We start from the raw sequence: 18,380 nt of genomic DNA, 5'->3' as shown, positions 1-18,380 counted from the left end.
CAATCATGGCCGCACTAGAACTTAAAAATGTCCGCAAGACCTACGGCAACGCTGCTCAGGAAGCGCTTAAAGGTATCAATATCAGTATCGAGACCGGGCAGTTCCTGATCCTGGTTGGTCCTTCCGGTTGCGGTAAGTCTACGCTGATGAACGCCATCGCTGGCCTGGAAGATATTTCCAGCGGGGCCATCATGCTGGGTGGTGAGGATGTAACTGCGGTCGAGCCCAAGGACCGCGATATCGCCATGGTATTTCAATCCTATGCGTTGTATCCGACCATGACGGTGCGGGAAAACATCGCCTTTGGATTGAAGATCCGCAAGACACCTGCAAACCAGATCGCGGCGGAAGTGGACCGTGTCGCCAAGCTTTTGCAGATTGAGCACCTGCTTGAGCGCAAACCCTCGCAGCTATCCGGTGGGCAACAACAACGTGTCGCCATGGGGCGCGCACTGGCGCGCCGCCCCAAGCTTTACCTGTTCGATGAGCCGCTCTCAAATCTTGATGCAAAGTTGCGTGTGGAAATGCGCACCGAGATCAAGCTAATGCACCAGCGGCTCAAGACTACAACTGTCTACGTTACTCACGACCAGATCGAAGCCATGACGCTGGGCGACCGTGTCGCAGTTATGAAAGAGGGAGAAGTTCAACAGTTTGGTACTCCCCAGGAAATCTACAACAACCCCGCCAACCTCTTCGTGGCCAGCTTCATTGGTTCTCCGCCAATGAACTTCATTCCTGTCGCGTTGGAGCAGGAAAACGGGCGCCCTGTGGCGCGTTTGCAGGGGCATGGCGAGCGTACCGCTATTGGTCTACCCATGCTTCAAACCGCTCTGGCAGACGGTCGCGAAGCAATTTTAGGGGTTCGACCTGAGCAAATCTGTATTCGCAGTGGTCAGATCGGCGATTTGCCATTGGTCAGCGCCCGAGTGCAGGTCGTAGAGCCAACAGGCCCCGACACTCTGGTTTATGTCGAGGTCAATGGCGTCCAGGTGTGTTGTCGAGTAGCGCCAGTCGACACTCCTGAAATCGGATCAATCGTAACGCTAGAGCTTGATGTAGAGCGTCTCGTATTATTCGAACCTGCTTCAGGTGCTCGTATCGCTTAGGAGAAAGTTATGACATTGCCACGTGTGGTGGTTTTTGGAGAGGCCTTGACCGATCTGGTCCAGCATTCACCCGGACAGTGGCAAGGCCATCCAGGCGGTGCACCGTGGAATGTTGCCCGGACGCTGGCGCGTCTGGGCGTACCCGCTGCGTTTGCGGGATCAATCAGCCAGGATTCTCTAGGCGATGAGATTCATGAGCAGTCTCAGGTGTCCGGACTGGACATGCGTTTTCTGCAGCGGGTCGAAGCTGATCCGCTGGTGGCAGTAGTACCGTCCAGCAATCCACCCCGATATTTCTTTGCTGGGGAGGCGGATCTAGCCTTTGATCCGGATGCGTTGCCGCACGGCTGGCTCGAGGCAGCTGAACTCTGCCACTTCAGCTGCATCAGTCTGGCCCGTGAGCCGTTGGCTTCCAAACTGCTTGAACAGGCAGAAAAGGCCAAGGCAGCAGGTAAACGTATCAGCTACGACCCCAACTGGCGAAACCTGATGGGCGATGACTACTGTCGTCGTATCTTTCCAACCCTTGTGAGGCTGGCAGACGACATCAAGCTTTCTGACGAAGACCTGGAAAATATCTATCCCGGATTAACGCCTGAACAGGGCTTGAGCCGCCTGCGGGAGATGAATCCAAAGGCCAACATCCTCTATACGCAGGGTGCCAAGGGCATCACGCTGCTTTCCAGCCAGGGGGAGTGGACTCAGCCTGGTATTCCGATTCATGTGGCGGACACCGTAGGTGCCGGTGACGCCTGTATGGCGGGGTGGTTGGCGTCAGGGATCATTTCAAGCGCATCACTGGAAGAGCGACTACTTTTCGCAGCTGCCTGTGCCTCGGTGTCTTGCCAAAAATCGGGGGCCTATGCGCCGACGCTTGATGACGTTCGCGCCATGATGGCGACTTCGCCACTTCCTGCCTAAGGGACTTCGCATGAACTTTCCAGACTTCCGTCAACGTGACACTCTGCTGGATCATATCCAGCATACGCTGGCTTTCTACTATCCACGCTGCATCGACGAGCAGGGCGGGTTTTTCCAGTTCTTCCGTGACAATGGCGATATCTATGATCGAGAGACGCGCCATCTTGTCTCCAGTACCCGTTTCGTCTTCAATTTTGCAATGGCCCATCGGCAGTTTGGCAACGCTGAATACTTGGGCGCCACACGGCATGGGCTTCGCTTTCTAAGGGAAAAGCATCTGCAGCCCAATGGCAGCTACGCCTGGCTACTGAAGGGCGACAAAGTAGTAGACGGCACCAATCATGCCTATGGTCTGGCATTCGTTATCCTGGCGTACTCTCACGGCGTCATGGCAGGAGTCGAGGAGGCCAGAGCATGGCTGGCTGAAGCGTGGGTTACCTTCGAGCGTCATTTTTGGCGTGAAGAAGACGGTCTGTACTGTGATGAGATCAGTGCCGACTGGTCCGAGGTTTCCTCCTATCGTGGACAAAATGCCAACATGCATGCCTGCGAGGCGCTTCTGGCTGCCTATGAGGCGACACAAGAGTCCCGCTATCTGGACCGCGCCGAAACGCTTGCACTCAACATGACTCAGCGCCAGGCAGCACTTAGCCAGGAAAGCGCTGAGGTTGCTCAGGATGTATCAGGCGGGTTGATCTGGGAGCATTACCATCAGGATTGGAGCATCGATTGGGATTACAACAGAGATGATCCTGCCAACCTGTTCCGCCCTTGGGGCTTCCAGCCTGGACATCAGGTCGAGTGGGCCAAGCTCTTGCTGATTCTCGAGCGCCATCGTCCCCAAGCATGGTTGGCGCCACGTGCTGCAGAGCTGTTTGATGCCGCGTGGAAAACCTCATGGGATCATGAACATGGTGGCCTATATTACGGTTTCGCTCCGGATGGCAGCGTTTGTGATCCAGACAAGTACTTCTGGGTTCAGGCCGAGGCCTTGGCGGCTGCAGCCTTGCTTGCCGAGCGCACCGGTAACGGTAAATATTGGAAACAATATGAACAGCTCTGGCACTATAGTTGGGAGCATTTCATTGATCACGAGTATGGCGCTTGGTGGCGCATTCTCGACCGTCGAAATACTAAGTATTCCGACGAAAAAAGTCCGGCCGGAAAGGTCGACTACCACACCATGGGAGCCTGTTACGAGGTACTTAATGTTCTGCCGTGAAGTTTAGCCAGTTATTGGCGCGGGACCTGTGGTGTGTTGCGTATAGCCCATTAAAAATTATAAAGGACCGAGAAGAATGTATAAGCATAAAGGCAAACGCGTACGGCACTTGGCTGTGTTGTCGTTAGCTGCACTGGGTGGACTCAGTGCCACTGCCCATGCAGCCGATGCCTTCGACCCTGAAGCAGGTGGTATGACAGGCGATTGGGGTGGCCTGCGTACTGAACTGCTAGATAAGGGTTACGACATCAAGTTGGAGTACGTCGGGGAAGGCGCTACCAACATGCGAGGTGGATATGACAAGGATCACACCGCACGTTGGTCTTCCCAGTACATGTTCGGCCTGGCGGTCGACATGAACAAGACGTTGGGTTGGGAGAATTCCGTATTCAAGGTTGCCATTACTTCACGTGACGGCCGTAACCTGACCAACGACAATATTGGTGATCCACGTTCCGGTACGTATTCTTCCGTACAAGAAGTCTGGGGTCGCGGCCAGACCTGGCGCCTTACCCAGCTGTGGTTGAGCAAGGGGTTCTTTGATGGCCGTCTGGACATCAAGGCTGGTCGTTTCGGCGAGGGTGAAGATTTCAACTCGTTCGACTGTGACTTCCAGAACCTGGCGTTCTGTGGTTCCCAGGTGGGTAACTGGGTAGGTGATCAGTGGTACAACTGGCCGGTCAGCCAGTGGGCCATGCGCGTCAAGTACAACCTGACACCTGAGCTGTTTGCCCAGGTTGGGGTTTACGAGCAGAACCCGTCGCTGCTTGAAACCGGTAATGGCTTCAAGATGAATACCAGCGGTGCCAAAGGTGTGATCCTGCCAGTTGAGCTGGTATGGTTGCCAACGCTGAACAGCCTGCCGGGTGAGTACCGCTTTGGTTACTACTACAGCACCGCTGATGCGGATGATGTGGATGGTGTTTCCAGCCGTCATTCCAGTAAGCATGGCTACTGGGTTGTAGCCAAGCAGCAGCTGACCAAGCACAACGGTGATGCTTCTCGTGGTCTGAGTGTATTCGCCAACTTCACGGTGCATGACAAGGCTACCAACAAGGTAGACAACTACATCCAGGCTGGTGTGGTGTACAAGGGGCCATTCGATGCGCGACCAAAAGACGACATCGGTTTCGGTGTGGCCCGTATCCACACCAACAGCGATGCGCGTGATGCGCAGCGTGCAGCCAACCTTGCTACCGGTATCGACGATTATGACAACCCAGGCTACGTACCGCTGCAGTACAGCGAATACGATGCTGAGCTGTACTACGGCGTACACGTGACCAACTGGCTCACCCTACGTCCGAATATTCAGTACATGCGTAACCCGGGTGGCGTCAAGGAAGTCGATAATGCTGTTGTCGGCGGCCTGAAGGTCCAAGCGGTGTTTTAATTCCGCAGATGGTACTGGGCGCAGCGAGCAGTGTGTTTATACTGTTCGCTGTGTTCAGATGCTGAGGTAGCCCTGTGGGTAAGGTTGAGAGTCCCTGCGTAAGCCAATGCAAGCTCAAGGATGAAGTCTGTCAGGGATGCGGCCGCAGCCGCGATGAAATCAAGGGCTGGAAGTCCATGAAGGACAAAGAGCGCAAGGATGTGGTCGAAAAGGCCAGCAAGCGTCTCAAGAAGCTCAAGAAGAAATAACCTCGCTACAGGCTGAAGCGTACTGCTCCAGCCTTTCTCGTCGATTACAACTCTTCCTGTTCCTGCTCCATTGGATAGCGTGTTGCTACCAGACTTTCCTTTACTTTGCGCAGGTGCGGCTGGAAATCAACGCCGCGGCGCAGCGTAACGCCAGTGGCTAGAATGTCGAGTACTGTCAGCTGAACGATACGTGACGACATTGGCATGTAGATATCAGTATCTTCGGGCACTGGAATATCAAGGCTAAGTGTTGAAACCTTCGCAAGCGGAGAGTTGGCAGCAGTCATCCCGATAACCGATGCCCCGTTATCCCGTGCCAGCTTGGCAACATCCACCAGTTCGCGCGTACGGCCGGTGTAGGAAATAATGACAAAGACTTCGCCCATCTGCGCTACAGACGCAAGCATGCGCTGCATCAGAATGTCTGAATGGGCCGAAACAGCTAAACCGAAGCGAAAGAATTTGTGCTGGGCATCCAGCGCTACGGGTGCGGATGCACCCAGGCCAAAGAAATGAATCTGCCGTGCCTGAATCAGGAGATTGACGGCTCGATTGATCACTTGAGCATCCATGCGCTGACGAGCATTATCGAGCGAGGCGATGGTGCTACTGAAAATTTTTTCTGAGTAGGCTTCAGGCTCATCATCCGCTTCCACCGCCTGGCTTACGTAGACGGCGCCGCTGGCGATGCTCTGGGCCAGCTGAATCTTCATTTCAGGGTAGCCGCTGATTCCCAGTGATCGGCAGAAGCGGTTGACGGTCGGTTCGCTGACGTGTGCTGCCTGTGCCAGGGCGGCAATGGTCAGGCGGGTAGCCTGCCGTGGATTGTTTAGAATAACCTCGGCTACCTTGCGTTCGGCACGGTTCAATTCCGGCAGACGGGTCTGAATCAATTGCAGCAATGTGCTGGCCCGATCCATCAAATGCTCCTGAAAGTTGTCATCCTTTTATCGTACAGCTATAGAGGAATAAGGCTGCACAAAAAGGTTTTATTAAATTTTTGATTTTTATACTACGTAAAAGGGGAAAGCTCACTTAAACTGGGCTTTCATTCACCAACTTTTCGTAAAAGAACGAATATATGCCAGCAGTTCGCGTACTCCCTTGCACTTTGGCCCTGTTCGGCGCGTTGGGCGATCTCGCTCTGCGCAAGTTGTTTCCGGCTCTCTACCAACTCGATCGCGAAGGTCTCCTCCATGATGACACGCGTATCGTCGCGCTTGCTCGAGATCAAGGAGACGGCACCAAGCAGCTCGCTCATATTGAAGAGCGGGTTCGGCATTACGTGCCGAATGCTGACTGGAATCAAGCCGTCTGGGAACGTTTCGCCGCCCGCTTAAGCTACCGTGCCATGGATTTCCGACGCATGGAAGACTATGCCGGACTGGCCGAAGACGTGGGTGACTCCGAAACGGTGATTGCGTATTTCGCAACACCCGCCTCAGTATACAGCTCGATTTGCGAGAATCTTGATGCGGTAGGGCTTAGCAGCCGTACACGTGTCGTCATGGAAAAGCCCATCGGCCATGACCTTGAGTCTTCGCGTGTCGTGAACGACTCCGTGGCTCGGTTCTTCCCGGAAAGTCAGGTCTACCGTATCGACCATTACCTGGGTAAGGAAACCGTACAGAATCTGATTGCTCTGCGGTTTGCAAACAGTCTGTTTGAGACCCAATGGAACCAGAACTATATCTCCCACGTGGAGATTACGGTTGCTGAGAAAGTAGGGATCGAAGGCCGCTGGGGTTATTTCGATCAGGCCGGGCAGCTACGCGACATGGTGCAGAACCACTTGCTGCAGCTGCTTTGCCTGACTGCAATGGACCCGCCGGCTGATCTCTCGGCGGACAGTATCCGTGACGAAAAGGTCAAGGTGCTCAAGGCGCTCGAGCCGATCACCGCCGATCAGCTGGCCAGCCGTGTCGTGCTGGGCCAGTACACGAGTGGTTACAGCGATGGCAAGCCGGTGCCCGGCTATCTGGAGGAAGAAAACTCCAACGAGAGCAGCAGCACGGAAACATTCGTGGCCATTCGCGCCGATATTCGTAACTGGCGTTGGTCTGGAGTGCCTTTCTATTTGCGTACCGGCAAGCGTATGCCGCAAAAACTTTCGCAGATCGTTATTCATTTCAAGGAACCGCCACACTACATCTTCGCGCCTGAGCAGCGGAGTCTGATCAACAACCGACTGATCATCCGTATTCAGCCGGACGAAGGGATTTCCCTGCAGGTCATGACCAAGGATCAAGGCTTGAGTAAAGGGATGCAGCTGCGCAGCGGTCCGTTGCAGCTCAATTTCTCCGAGGCCTTCAAGTCGGCGCGGGTACCAGACGCGTATGAGCGTTTGTTGCTGGAAGTGATGCAGGGCAACCAGTCTCTCTTCGTGCGCAAGGACGAGATCGAGGCGGCCTGGCGCTGGTGCGACCAGCTCATGGAAGGCTGGGAAAAAATGGGCGATACCCCGAAATCATACGCAGCTGGCACATGGGGCCCGCTGACTTCCATTGCTCTCATTGCACGTGACGGGAGATCCTGGTATGGCGATATCTAACCTGCCACAAGGCGTCGAATTCATCGAGCTGAACGGTCGTGAGGCCCATGCTGAGCAGCTGACCCAAGCTGTAGCGGCTGCGCTTCGTGAGGCTATTGCACAGAAAGGGGCGGCCACACTGGTGGTTTCGGGTGGTCGTAGCCCAGTGCCGTTCTTTGAACAGTTATCCGAGCAGGAGCTGGACTGGGCGAAGGTCACGATTACGCTCGCCGATGAGCGCTGGGTGCCTTTAGAACATCCGGATAGCAACGGCGGGCTAATTCGCAAGCACCTGTTGCGTAATGCAGCCCGTGCAGCGACTTTTGTAGACCTCTATGCCGCTGGCGAAAACGCTGAAACGGCTGCTCAGGAGGCTGATAACCGCTTGCAGAATCTGCCCAAGCCTATCGATGTACTGGTGCTGGGAATGGGCGACGATGCACATACTGCTTCGTTGTTTCCCGGAAGCCCTGGGCTTGAAGATGCGCTTGATCCACAGAGCGAGCGCTTGTGCCTGCCCATGTGGGCACCTTCCGTGCCTCGTCAACGCCTGACCATGACACGCGCATTGTTGTCTGGTGCTCACAATCAGTTCCTGGCCATCCAGGGCCAGAGTAAGTTGGCCGCTCTGCAAACCGCTGCAACTGCCGGTGATGAGCTGGCGACTCCTATCAGCGCCTTCCTGCGAGAGCCGCTGAAGATCTATTGGTGCCCTTGAGGATGAGTGACATGCAAAACAAGATCGCTGCCATTGATGCGCTGAGCCAGAAAGCACGCATCCTGCCCGTCATCGTGATCAACGATCCGGCTGACGTCCTGCCTTTTGCTGACGCGATGGCAGCGGGGGGGCTCAAGACACTGGAAGTCACGCTTCGCTCTGCCCATGGTTTGGATGCTGTGCGCCTGCTGCGCAAGGAACGCCCGGAGCTAACGGTGGGTGTCGGTACTGTTCTGGACACCCACATGTTTGATGCTGCGGTAGAAGCAGGTGCTCAGTTCATTGTAACGCCCGGCTGCACGGACGAAATCCTTGAGGCAGGCGTTAAAAGCGATGTGCCGCTACTGCCCGGTATTGCTACGCCTTCAGACATCATGCGTGCCTATCGGCTGGGTTACCGTCGCTTCAAGCTCTTCCCGGCCAACGTTTACGGTGGAATAGACGCGCTTAAAGCCTTTGCCGGTCCTTTTGGCGATCTTCGATTCTGCCCAACGGGCGGCGTCAATCCGAGTAATGTCAAAGCCTATTTCCAGCAAAGCAATGTCATGTGCGTAGGAGGTAGCTGGATGCTGCCTTCCGACGCTATCAAGGCGCGTGACTGGACAAAGATAGAGCAGCTTTGCCGCGAAGCCCTGGCTGCGCTCGATTAAGGCAGTCATCTTGTTCGACGGCCTGTATCATGCAGGCCGTCTGCATCTCAGACCATCCATCTCTTTTCTGTCGAAAGGCCTGCACGTCGAGTCATTTAGTCGCTAGGCTCATAGGCCAGGTGACGCTATGATGCGCGCCTTTTTGTTGCCGCTTACACCGGGAGGTGCCTTATGAACGACAACACTCCTCATACCCCAGTCGGGGAAAAACTCCAGAAAGTCCTGTCCCGTATGGGTGTAGGTTCCCGCCGTGATGTGGAAGCCTGGATTGCCGAGGGCCGTATTCAAGTAAACGGAAATGTCGCCACTCTGGGTCAGCGTGTTACGCCTCAGGATGCCATTGCTGTGGACGGGCGTGTGCTACGCCGCGAAGAGGCCACCGAAAATGTTCGCCGTGTACTGATTTACAACAAGCCTGAAGGTGAAGTCTGCACCCGTGATGACCCCGAAGGGCGTCCTACGGTGTTTGACCGATTGCCGCGCCTGAGAGGCGGGCGGTGGATCAATATTGGTCGTCTGGATATCAACACGACCGGCCTGCTTTTGTTCACAACCGACGGTGAGCTGGCCAACCGCTTGATGCATCCCTCTTATCAGATGGACCGGGAGTACGCGGTACGTGTGCGTGGTGAAGTCGATGAGGCCATGATCGAGCGTCTCAAGGCAGGTGTCATGCTGGAAGACGGTCCTGCACGTTTTACCGATATCCAACAGGCTCCCAATGGTGACGGTTTCAACCACTGGTTCCATTGCGTGGTCATGGAAGGACGTAACCGAGAGGTTCGTCGCCTGTGGGAATCCCAGGGCGTGCTGGTCAGCCGCTTGAAGCGGGTACGTTTCGGACCGGTTTTCCTGACGGCTGAATTGTCCATGGGCCGCTGGCGCGAGATGATGCAGGGTGAAATCAATATTCTCAGCGCAGAAGTAGGGCTGACGCCTGTTGAATTGCCTCCTGTGACCGCGAAGGTTCGCGAAAAGCTTGAGCGTATGCAGCGCAAGTCCGGCAAGCCTGTTGAGGCTGGCCGCGGCGGCCGTGGTGACAAGCGCTCTGGCAAGCCGCAGGGCGAAGGCCGCCGTGGTGGCACGCCATTAGCCGAGCGTCCATCCGAAAGTGGGCGCAAGCGTCCGGTACGGACTCGTGAAGAGCATGCCTCTGGTGATGACGGACGTCGCGAGCGTCCTGCCCGGGAACGGGCCGCACCGGCACAGCGCCGTAATGGTCCAGCCCGTGAAGGTCAGCGTCCAGGCTTTGGTAGTAATAATCGCGGTAAACGCTAAGCGGTTACCTGTGCTCGAACGGCTCGCCTAGGCGAGCCGTTTTTGTATGGGCTCTACCTATATCGTTGATCAAGTAGCCTTTTTCCAATTCAGGACTAGCTGGGTGATCAGGCCTGCGACCACTCCCCAGAAAGCCGACCCAACGCCTAATAATGTCATGCCTGAAGCGGTTACAAGAAAAGTGACAAGAGCGGCTTCGCGTTGTTTAGGGTCGCTCATGGCACTGTTAAGCCCATTCATGATGGACCCAAGCAGTGCAAGTGCGGCGATGGATAGCACTAATTCTTTAGGAAGCGCTGCAAACAGGGCTGCCAGTGTTGCACCAAACGTTCCGGCTATACCGTAAAAGAAGCCGCACCAGAGTGCTGCGGTGTAGCGCTTTTGTGAGTCTTCGTGGGCCTCAGGCCCTGTACAGATGGCTGCGCTGATGGCCGCCAGGTTAATTCCGTGGGAGCCGAATGGGGCCAACAGTAACGAGGCTATTCCGGTAACGGATATCAGGGGGGAGGCAGGTGTCTGGTAGCCGTCGGTCCGCAAAACCGCAATGCCTGGCATGTTTTGAGAAGCCATGGCAACAACAAATAGCGGAATACCAATGCTGATGATGGCGGACATGGAGAAGGACGGTGTGGTCCAGACAGGCACCGCCAATTGCAAATGAAAGTGCTCGAAATGCAACAGCCCTATGACGGCGGCGATGATCATTCCAATCATCAGGGCAGCCAATACGGCATAACGGGGTGCCTGCCGTTTGGTCAGCAAATACGTCAGGAACATGCCTATTACAAGCAGAGGTTGCTGCTCAGTAGCCGAGCAGATCTCAATGCCGATCCGAAACAGGATGCCTGCCAGCAGCGCGGCGGCCAATGCAGCAGGAACCTTGCGCATCAGACGCTCGAAGCTGCCAGTCATACCGCAGAAGGCCGTGAGGAGGGCGCATAACATGAAAGCGCCAATAGCCTCGCTGTAAGGGACCTGAGGCAAGCTGGTCATCAGCAGGGCAGCACCGGGGGTAGACCATGCGATGACGATGGGAGTCCTGAAGCGCAGCGAGAGCGCGATCGTGGTTATCGCCATCCCGATGGACAGCGCCCAGATCCAAGAGGAAATCTGAGCGTTGTTCAGCCCTGCATTCTGGCCTGCCTGGAACATAAGCACCAGGGAGCTGGTGTAGCCAACCAGCATCGCTACGAAACCGGCAACGATTGAAGAAGGCGATGTGTCGGCAAAAGGGCGCAAGGCGGTGGATACGGTCATGGTACGGTCTTCAATGGGTAGACAGCAGAATCGGGTACAGAGAAATAACTAGCAGGGCAGCCATCGTCCAGTTGAACGCACGCAGACGCATCGGGCTATTCAAAAGTGTACGTAATGCCATACCAAACAGCGTCCAAAGGCTAACGCTAGGCAAGTTGATAAGCGCAAACAGCAGCGCTATCAGCAGCAGGTTACTGTTGAAATCTTGAACGGGCAAATACGTAGTGACGGCGCCTATGGCCATTACCCAGGCTTTTGGATTGACCCATTGAAAGGCAGCTGCCTGAAAAAAACCGAATGGTTTGCCGGAAGCCTGCTTGGGCGTAGGCGGTGCGGCGTTGGCAATTTTCCATGCCAGGTACAACAGGTATGCAGTAGCCACGACCTTCAAGGCCATGTGCAGTGAGGGGTACAGGCTGAACAATTGTCCAAGACCCAATCCCATTGTGATTACCATCACCATATGCCCAAGGCTAATGCCGAACATATGCGGAAGTGTCCGGCGGAAACCATAGTTAACGCCTGACGCGAGCAGCATCATGTTATTGGGACCCGGGGTAGCTGAGGATACGAAGGCAAAAAGTATAAAAGCGGTAAGTAATTCGGCTGTCATGGCTGGGCTTCCCTTTTTTTCCAGCATAAACAGCCTGTTGGCTGGCGTACCGATACACTCACCTATAGAAGGAGCCGTACAGTCGATCAGGCTTTGTCTGAATGAAGCCGCTAGCTGTGCTCAAGTCGACCCGTCTTTCCGGCTCGATTCGCGTTGGCGCTCCTGGCCTGCCAGCGTCTGGTTGATTTTCATCCATCCCTCTACCGCGGCTTCTCCGGCTTCGTCAAAGGCACGCTGTAGCAGCTTGACTTGTTCCCGCCGCAGGAGCTGCTCAAGCTTTGCACCGTGCGATGTCAGTCGCAGCTTGCGCTTGCGCTTGTCTTCCGCGTCTGACTCCACCACAAGCATATCTTTTTCAATTAGCTGGCGAACGGGCGGATTAGCGGCCTGCTTGGTAACCCCCAAAGCCTCCAGCAACTCTTTGTGGCTGATTCCTGGCGAGCCAGCCACGAAAAAGAGAATACGCTGGTGTACGCGGCTAAACCCGCGGCGCGAAAGCATTTCGTCGGCCTTGGCGGTAAATGCCTGGTAGCCGAAGAAGAATGACTGCATCGCCTGGCGTTGGGCTACGGTATTTTTTAGGTCAAGCATATTGACGCTTCTATCCGGTTCAGCGTAGTTTCGGTCAAGCAGTTTGACTTATTCTCCGGCCGCTGACTACTGGTGCTTCCATGGCTTTCTCCGAACGCGTTACCCGTCTAAAAAGCAGTCTTATCCGCGAAATTCTGGCAGCGGCACAGCGTCCGGAAGTGATGTCCTTTGCAGGTGGTCTGCCTGCGCAGGAGATGTTGCCGCGCGTGGAATGGGATGCTCTGCCGGTGAATCTGGGGCAGTATGGAACGAGCGAAGGAGAGCCGGAGCTGCGCGAAGCGATCGCTGCCCAGGCCAGAGCCTTGGGCGTTGAGTGTGATGCCAGTCAAGTACTGGTTACGGCTGGTTCGCAACAGGCATTGGATCTGGCTGCAAAACTCTACATCGACCAAGATACTCAGGTGCTGTTAGAAGGCCCCAGCTATCTGGCTGCGCTGCAAAGCTTTCAATTTTTCGGTGCTGATTGCCTGACAGTACCACTGACGGCGGAAGGCATGGATATTGAAGCGCTGCGCCAGTGCCTCGAGACCAACAAGCCAGCCTTTGCCTATCTGATTCCTACTTTCCAGAACCCGTCCGGTGTACGTTACACCGAAGCCTGCCGTGATCAGGTGGCGGCCTTGATGGATGAGTTCAGCGTCACGCTGATTGAAGATGAGCCATATCGCGAGCTGATCTTTGATGATGCACCGGCTACGCCTATCGTAAGCCGCTTGAAGAGAACCAGCTGGATCTATACCGGTACGGTCTCCAAGACGTTACTGCCCGGTTTGCGCGTGGGGTATCTGATTGCCTCTCCTGATCTGTATCCTTATTTGCTGCGCCTCAAGCAGGCCGCTGATCTGCATACGAACCGTATCGGGCAGTGGCAGGCCTTACAGTGGGTCGGAACGCCACGCTATCAAGCCCATATTCAGGAGCTGCGCAATTTCTATCGTGCTCGTCGCGATGCCTTCCAGGCTGCGTTAGTTCGCCACTTTGGTGAGCTTGCAGACTGGGATCAGCCTCAGGGGGGACTATTTTTCTGGCTAACACTGCGCCAGCCAATCGACACACGCTTGCTGTTGGAGCCCGCTTTGGCTCAGGATGTGGCCTTCATGCCTGGGGAGCCTTTCTTCAGTGACCCGGAGGGCAACCTTGGTCGCTTGCGCCTGAATTTCAGCCATGTGGCACCTGAGCGTGTTGATGAAGGGCTGAGCCGTTTGGCCAGTGTCATAAAGGCCGCCCAGGCCTTGTAATGAAAGGAGATCATTATGTACCGGATTTATGGAGACCAGCGTTCCGGCAACTGCTACAAGGTCAAGCTGATGATGGCCTTGCGCGGATTTGCCTATGAATGGGTTGATGTAGATATCTTAAAGGGCGAGACACGCTCTCCAGCGTTTCTTGAAAAAAACCCCAATGGCAAGATTCCTGTGCTTGAGCTGGATGATGGCTCCTACCTATGGGAGTCCAATGCCATTCTAAACTACCTGGCAGAAGGCAGCACATTCCTGCCCCAGGAGCCGCGTTTGCGGACTCATGTACTGCAATGGCAATTCTTCGAGCAGTACAGTCATGAGCCCTACGTAGCAGTGGCGCGGTTTATTCAGTTTTACCTTGACATGCCTGAAGAGCGGCGTGCCGAACATGCAAGTTGCCTTAAGGAAGGCTATAAGGCATTGGATGTTATGGAGCAGCAACTCTCCCGGACACCGTATCTGGTAGGCGATACGTACTCCATTGCCGATATTGCGCTTTACGCCTATACGCACGTAGCGGCAGAGGGTGGATTCGACTTGTCTCGGTACCCTGCCATCAATGCCTGGCTGCAGCGTGTTGCAAGCCATCCGCAGCATGTGGGCATGTATGACTGATTGACGGGAATAAAAAGGTCGCTGTTTTACAGCGGCCTTTTTATATCTGAGAATCAAGCCGAGGCGTTGGCAGACGTGTTTATTCGGCTTCCGGTAGTGCCTGTAATAGGCTTTGCTGGAATCTGTTTGATGGACTTCTTCACTGTCTCTGCAACACGATAACCATTTGGATTCTGCGATTGCCAGCGCCAAGCATCGGCAATCATCTGCGTCAGGCTGCGTTCTGCTCTCCAACCCAGTTCCTGTTCGGCTTTGTGAGGATCGGCCCAGCACTCCGCAACATCCCCCTCGCGGCGAGGCGCCAAGCGATAGGGCAGCTGCATCTGTGCAACCTCTTCAAACACCCTTACTAACTCCAGTACCGAATAGCCGCGCCCGGTTCCGAGGTTCCAGACGTGCGCTCCCTTGACGCTTTGTAGCTTGCGCAGGGCGGAAAGATGTCCTTTGGCCAGATCGACTACATGAATGTAATCACGTATCCCGGTACCGTCTGGAGTAGGGTAATCCGAGCCATAAATGCTCAAGCGCTCCAAACGGCCAATGGCTACCTGCGTGATGTATGGCAGAAGGTTATTGGGAATGCCACTTGGGTCTTCACCAATCATGCCGGATTCGTGTGCACCTATGGGATTGAAATAGCGCAACAGGGCAATGGACCAGCGAGGATCTGCAGCAGCCAGATCGCGCAGCAGGTTTTCAACCATGAGCTTGGATTGCCCGTACGGATTGGTTGGTATACCGGTAGGTGCCTGCTCGCTGATAGGAACCGTGTCAGGCATGCCGTAAACGGTTGCTGATGAACTGAACACCAGCTTGAAAACACCCGCGTCAGCCATTGCCTGGCAAAGCGTCAGGCTGCCACCCACATTATTGTCGTAATAGCTCAACGGGTGTCTTACGCTTTCGCCTACTGCTTTGAGCCCGGCAAAGTGCAGGACAGCCTCGATTGGATATTGTGCAAACAGAGCATCCAACTGCGCGCGTCGGCGTATATCACCTTTGACGAAATGCACGCTGCGGCCAGCTAGCTGCTCGACCCGTTGTAATGCTACACGTGAACTGTTGCACAGGTTATCCAACACGAGAACGTCTTGCCCTGACAGTAACAGCTCCAAAACAGCATGCGACCCTATATAACCCGCGCCCCCAGTCACAAGAATCATCGTCACGCTCCATTGATCTAGTCGTAATACAAAGCACGCCGACACAGCGAAGCGCTGAACGAGGTTCAGCGGCCTATTCGAAGCGGCAAACAAGACAGGCCATGCACAAAGAATATGCATGTATAAAGCCAGACCCGGTGATATGACGACTAGTTCCTATAGGAATGAGGTAAGTGTAAAAAAACATGTATCGACGAAAGGGTTGGAACTGGGTTTGCTCAGAACCAGTCTCACCGCCCAGTGACTCTATTGATATTCGATGATGTTCGAATGCAAGGTGTTCTGATTTTTGCCGGTTTTGGCGTAATGAGTAGCCGGCGGGTTTAGCTCTTAAATGGAAAGAATTGGATCTTTCCAACGGGAAAAGGCATAGAACTCGATTCGTGTTGTACGAGTTCCTGACTTGGTCATACACGAGTTAAGGAGTAATCGATGAGCTGGGCTGGACCCTTTCAATATGAGATTGGCAAGTCAAAGCCGTCATCCAGAACGGAAATGGGCTTTGATGCATCAGGCAGGGAAAACCTTCCTACCCTGATCTGTCTTTCCCATCTGCGCTGGAATTTCGTCTACCAACGGCCTCAGCACTTGATGTCCCGCTTTGCGCGCGACTACAACGTACTGTTCTTTGAAGAGCCGATGCCATCGGATGAACCCAATCCCTGGCTTGAAGAAATCGAGGCTGATCTAGGCGTTACGCGTCTGGTACCCAGACTGCCTTCGGACGTACAGGGCGAGGCGGCTGAGGCAGTATTGAAGCGTCTGCTGGACAGATACGTCGAAGAGTCCGGAATTGAGGAGGCGGTTCTCTGGTATTACACTCCCATGAGTTGGCCCTTCAGCCATCACCTCAAATCTACGCTTACCGTGTATGACTGCATGGATGAGCTTTCTGCTTTCCGAGGCGCGCCGCCGGAAATGCTGGAACGTGAACGACTTCTGTTGGAAAAGGCCGATGTGGTGTTTACGGGCGGTTATAGCCTGTATGAGGCCAAGCGCGAGCGCCACCCTAACGCCCATCCTTTCCCGAGCAGTGTAGATATCGCTCATTTCGCTCAAGCCCGCGCCGAGCAGCTTGATCCTGATGACCAGAACAGTATTCCGCATCCGCGTCTTGGGTTTTATGGCGTGATTGACGAGCGTCTGGATATCGACTTGCTGGCCGAGGTCGCGCGTCAACGGCCTGATTGGCACATTGTGCTGATTGGTCCGGTCGTCAAGATAGATCCCAATAGTTTGCCTAAGCTCGACAACATTCATCTCTTGGGCGGCAAGGTATATGACGAGCTGCCCCATTATCTTGCGGGCTGGGACGTCGCGATCATGCCTTTTGCCTTAAACGAGTCGACACGTTTCATCAGTCCTACCAAGACGCCCGAATACTTGGCAGGCGGTAAGCCTGTCGTATCGACACCCATTACCGATGTGGTACGCACCTATGGTGAGTCGGGTATCGTCCGTATTGCAGATAGCGCTGAAGCATTCATTCGTGCCGTAGAGGCTTCGCTGGTAGATGCCCAGGACCGGGAAGGGCTTTTGAAACAGGCCGACTCTATCCTGGGTGAAATGTCATGGGATGCCACTTGGCAGGGCATGACGGAGCAAATGAAATGCGCACGATAAACGAGGGGGAAGCCATGTCTGCAGGTGCAGCGAGTTCAAAAGAATCCCAGAGACGTGGGTTCGACTATCTGATCGTAGGCGCCGGATTTGCCGGGAGCGTACTGGCTGAGCGTCTGGCCGTAGGGCTCAACAAGCGTGTCCTGATCGTAGACCGCCGGCCCCATATTGCGGGCAACGCCTATGATCACTATGACGAGGCAGGGGTTCTGATTCATCGCTACGGCCCACATATTTTTCATACCAACTCGCAGCGGATCGTGGACTATCTTTCCCGTTTTACCGAGTGGCGTACCTACGAGCACAAGGTGCTCGCTTATGTGGACGATCAACTGGTACCGATCCCGATCAACCGTACCACGGTGAATGCGCTGTATGGTCTTGACCTGAAAACAGACGAGGAGGCCGAGAGCTTCCTGAAAGGTCGGGCTGAACCGGTAGAGCCTATCCGGACATCTGAGGATGTTGTCATCAATCAGGTAGGCCGTGAGCTTTACGAGAAATTCTTCCGTGGCTACACCCGCAAGCAATGGGGGCTTGATCCTTCACAGCTGGATAAATCAGTCACTTCGCGCGTTCCTACCCGTACCAATACGGATGATCGCTATTTCGGCGATACCTTCCAGATCATGCCATTGCATGGCTTCACCCGTATGTTTGAGAAGATGCTGAATCATCCCAACATCAAGGTCATGCTTAACACCGATTACCGCGAGATCCGTAACGAAGTCCAGTTCGATCATCTGATCTATACCGGTCCTGTCGATGAATATTTTGATTATTGCTACGGCAAGCTGCCGTACCGCTCGCTAAAGTTTCATCACGAAACGGTCAATTCGGCGCAGTTCCAACCTGTGGCAGTCGTCAATTATCCCTCTGAAGATGTTCCATACACCCGTATCAGTGAATACAAGCACCTGACCGGCCAAGAGCATTTGAAAACCAGCGTGACCTATGAATATCCGTCGGCGGAGGGCGACCCCTATTATCCAATCCCTCGCCCGGAAAATGCCGAGCTCTACAAGCGATATCAGGAGTTGGCTAACTCGACTCCTAACGTGACATTCCTGGGCCGCTTGGGTACGTACAAGTACTACAACATGGACCAGGTCGTTGGACAGGCATTGACAGCCTACAAGCGTATCGCGGAATCGGAAGGTGTGGTTGAGGACACTGCTGAAGTCTCGGCAGTATAAAGACCGGAGCACATT

Annotated in this window: 18 protein-coding genes; 13 read left to right on the top strand and 5 right to left on the bottom strand. The window is 54.7% G+C overall.

All coding sequences use genetic code 11. The annotated features are described in order from the left end of the window. Positions 1–5 precede the first annotated feature (5 nt). The 5 genes from JQR90_RS10585 to JQR90_RS10565 all read left to right on the top strand — a co-directional run bounded on the left by JQR90_RS10585 (position 6) and on the right by JQR90_RS10565 (position 4,893). On the top strand, positions 6–1,109 hold the full coding sequence (locus tag JQR90_RS10585) for an ABC transporter ATP-binding protein (protein ID WP_010798444.1): 1,104 nt from the start codon (positions 6–8) through the stop codon (positions 1,107–1,109). 9 nt (positions 1,110–1,118) lie between these two features. Next, positions 1,119–2,030, top strand: a complete 912-nt coding sequence (locus tag JQR90_RS10580) for a carbohydrate kinase family protein (protein ID WP_010798443.1) — start codon at positions 1,119–1,121, stop codon at positions 2,028–2,030. A gap of 10 nt (positions 2,031–2,040) precedes the next feature. Continuing rightward, complete coding sequence (locus tag JQR90_RS10575) at positions 2,041–3,252, top strand: AGE family epimerase/isomerase (protein WP_010798442.1); 1,212 nt, start codon at positions 2,041–2,043, stop codon at positions 3,250–3,252. A 76-nt stretch (positions 3,253–3,328) separates the two neighbouring features. After that, positions 3,329–4,645, top strand: a complete 1,317-nt coding sequence (locus tag JQR90_RS10570; protein ID WP_019365555.1) for a carbohydrate porin — start codon at positions 3,329–3,331, stop codon at positions 4,643–4,645. 74 nt (positions 4,646–4,719) lie between these two features. After that, positions 4,720–4,893: a DUF1289 domain-containing protein gene (locus JQR90_RS10565; RefSeq protein ID WP_010798440.1), complete on the top strand. Its 174-nt coding sequence runs from the start codon at positions 4,720–4,722 to the stop codon at positions 4,891–4,893. A 44-nt stretch (positions 4,894–4,937) separates the two neighbouring features. Here JQR90_RS10565 and JQR90_RS10560 read toward each other — a convergent pair whose 3' ends face one another. Continuing rightward, positions 4,938–5,813, bottom strand: a complete 876-nt coding sequence (locus tag JQR90_RS10560; RefSeq protein WP_010798439.1) for a MurR/RpiR family transcriptional regulator — start codon at positions 5,811–5,813, stop codon at positions 4,938–4,940. 161 nt (positions 5,814–5,974) lie between these two features. Here JQR90_RS10560 and zwf point away from each other — a divergent pair, with 161 nt between their 5' ends. The 4 genes from zwf to rluB all read left to right on the top strand — a co-directional run bounded on the left by zwf (position 5,975) and on the right by rluB (position 10,069). Further along, positions 5,975–7,444, top strand: coding sequence for a glucose-6-phosphate dehydrogenase (zwf, locus tag JQR90_RS10555; RefSeq protein ID WP_010798438.1), 1,470 nt, complete (start codon positions 5,975–5,977; stop codon positions 7,442–7,444). Then, the gene (gene pgl, locus JQR90_RS10550) at positions 7,431–8,141 is read left to right on the top strand and encodes a 6-phosphogluconolactonase (protein WP_010798437.1); all 711 of its coding nucleotides are present in this window, start codon (positions 7,431–7,433) and stop codon (positions 8,139–8,141) included. Before zwf ends, pgl begins: the two co-directional genes overlap by 14 nt. An 11-nt stretch (positions 8,142–8,152) precedes the next feature. Then, the gene (locus JQR90_RS10545) at positions 8,153–8,791 is read left to right on the top strand and encodes a bifunctional 4-hydroxy-2-oxoglutarate aldolase/2-dehydro-3-deoxy-phosphogluconate aldolase (protein ID WP_010798436.1); all 639 of its coding nucleotides are present in this window, start codon (positions 8,153–8,155) and stop codon (positions 8,789–8,791) included. Between the two features lie 171 nt (positions 8,792–8,962). Beyond that, positions 8,963–10,069 (top strand): 23S rRNA pseudouridine(2605) synthase RluB, encoded by a 1,107-nt coding sequence (rluB, locus tag JQR90_RS10540; protein ID WP_010798435.1) that lies wholly within the window; start codon positions 8,963–8,965, stop codon positions 10,067–10,069. Between the two features lie 69 nt (positions 10,070–10,138). Here the strand turns inward: rluB and JQR90_RS10535 are convergent, their stop codons facing one another. The 3 genes from JQR90_RS10535 to JQR90_RS10525 all read right to left on the bottom strand — a co-directional run bounded on the left by JQR90_RS10535 (position 10,139) and on the right by JQR90_RS10525 (position 12,530). Next, positions 10,139–11,326, bottom strand: coding sequence for a benzoate/H(+) symporter BenE family transporter (locus JQR90_RS10535; RefSeq protein WP_010798434.1), 1,188 nt, complete (start codon positions 11,324–11,326; stop codon positions 10,139–10,141). 10 nt (positions 11,327–11,336) lie between these two features. Next, positions 11,337–11,939, bottom strand: a complete 603-nt coding sequence (locus JQR90_RS10530) for a LysE family translocator (protein ID WP_037030959.1) — start codon at positions 11,937–11,939, stop codon at positions 11,337–11,339. Between the two features lie 120 nt (positions 11,940–12,059). Beyond that, positions 12,060–12,530, bottom strand: a complete 471-nt coding sequence (locus tag JQR90_RS10525; RefSeq protein ID WP_010798432.1) for a MarR family winged helix-turn-helix transcriptional regulator — start codon at positions 12,528–12,530, stop codon at positions 12,060–12,062. 80 nt (positions 12,531–12,610) lie between these two features. Here JQR90_RS10525 and JQR90_RS10520 point away from each other — a divergent pair, with 80 nt between their 5' ends. Together JQR90_RS10520 and JQR90_RS10515 are read left to right on the top strand one after the other, a co-directional pair. Next, a complete protein-coding gene (locus tag JQR90_RS10520) occupies positions 12,611–13,768 on the top strand; it encodes a PLP-dependent aminotransferase family protein (RefSeq protein WP_010798431.1) in 1,158 nt (385 codons plus the stop codon). Positions 13,769–13,783: 15 nt separating this feature from the next. After that, positions 13,784–14,386, top strand: a complete 603-nt coding sequence (locus JQR90_RS10515; RefSeq protein WP_010798430.1) for a glutathione S-transferase family protein — start codon at positions 13,784–13,786, stop codon at positions 14,384–14,386. Between the two features lie 53 nt (positions 14,387–14,439). On the opposite strand, the gene galE is transcribed toward JQR90_RS10515, so the two are convergent. Continuing rightward, complete coding sequence (galE, locus tag JQR90_RS10510; protein WP_010798429.1) at positions 14,440–15,549, bottom strand: UDP-glucose 4-epimerase GalE; 1,110 nt, start codon at positions 15,547–15,549, stop codon at positions 14,440–14,442. Positions 15,550–15,981: 432 nt separating this feature from the next. Here galE and JQR90_RS10505 point away from each other — a divergent pair, with 432 nt between their 5' ends. Together JQR90_RS10505 and glf are read left to right on the top strand one after the other, a co-directional pair. Next, complete coding sequence (locus JQR90_RS10505) at positions 15,982–17,172, top strand: glycosyltransferase family 1 protein (RefSeq protein WP_073450723.1); 1,191 nt, start codon at positions 15,982–15,984, stop codon at positions 17,170–17,172. Continuing rightward, the gene (glf, locus tag JQR90_RS10500) at positions 17,160–18,365 is read left to right on the top strand and encodes a UDP-galactopyranose mutase (RefSeq protein WP_010798427.1); all 1,206 of its coding nucleotides are present in this window, start codon (positions 17,160–17,162) and stop codon (positions 18,363–18,365) included. The genes JQR90_RS10505 and glf overlap by 13 nt, the downstream gene beginning before the upstream one ends. Positions 18,366–18,380 lie beyond the last annotated feature (15 nt).

Origin of the sequence: Pseudomonas sp. JZ114 (assembly GCF_051027705.1) — a bacterium.
GTDB lineage: Bacteria > Pseudomonadota > Gammaproteobacteria > Pseudomonadales > Pseudomonadaceae > Chryseomonas > Chryseomonas luteola.
This window is presented reverse-complemented; position numbering and strand designations above follow the sequence as displayed.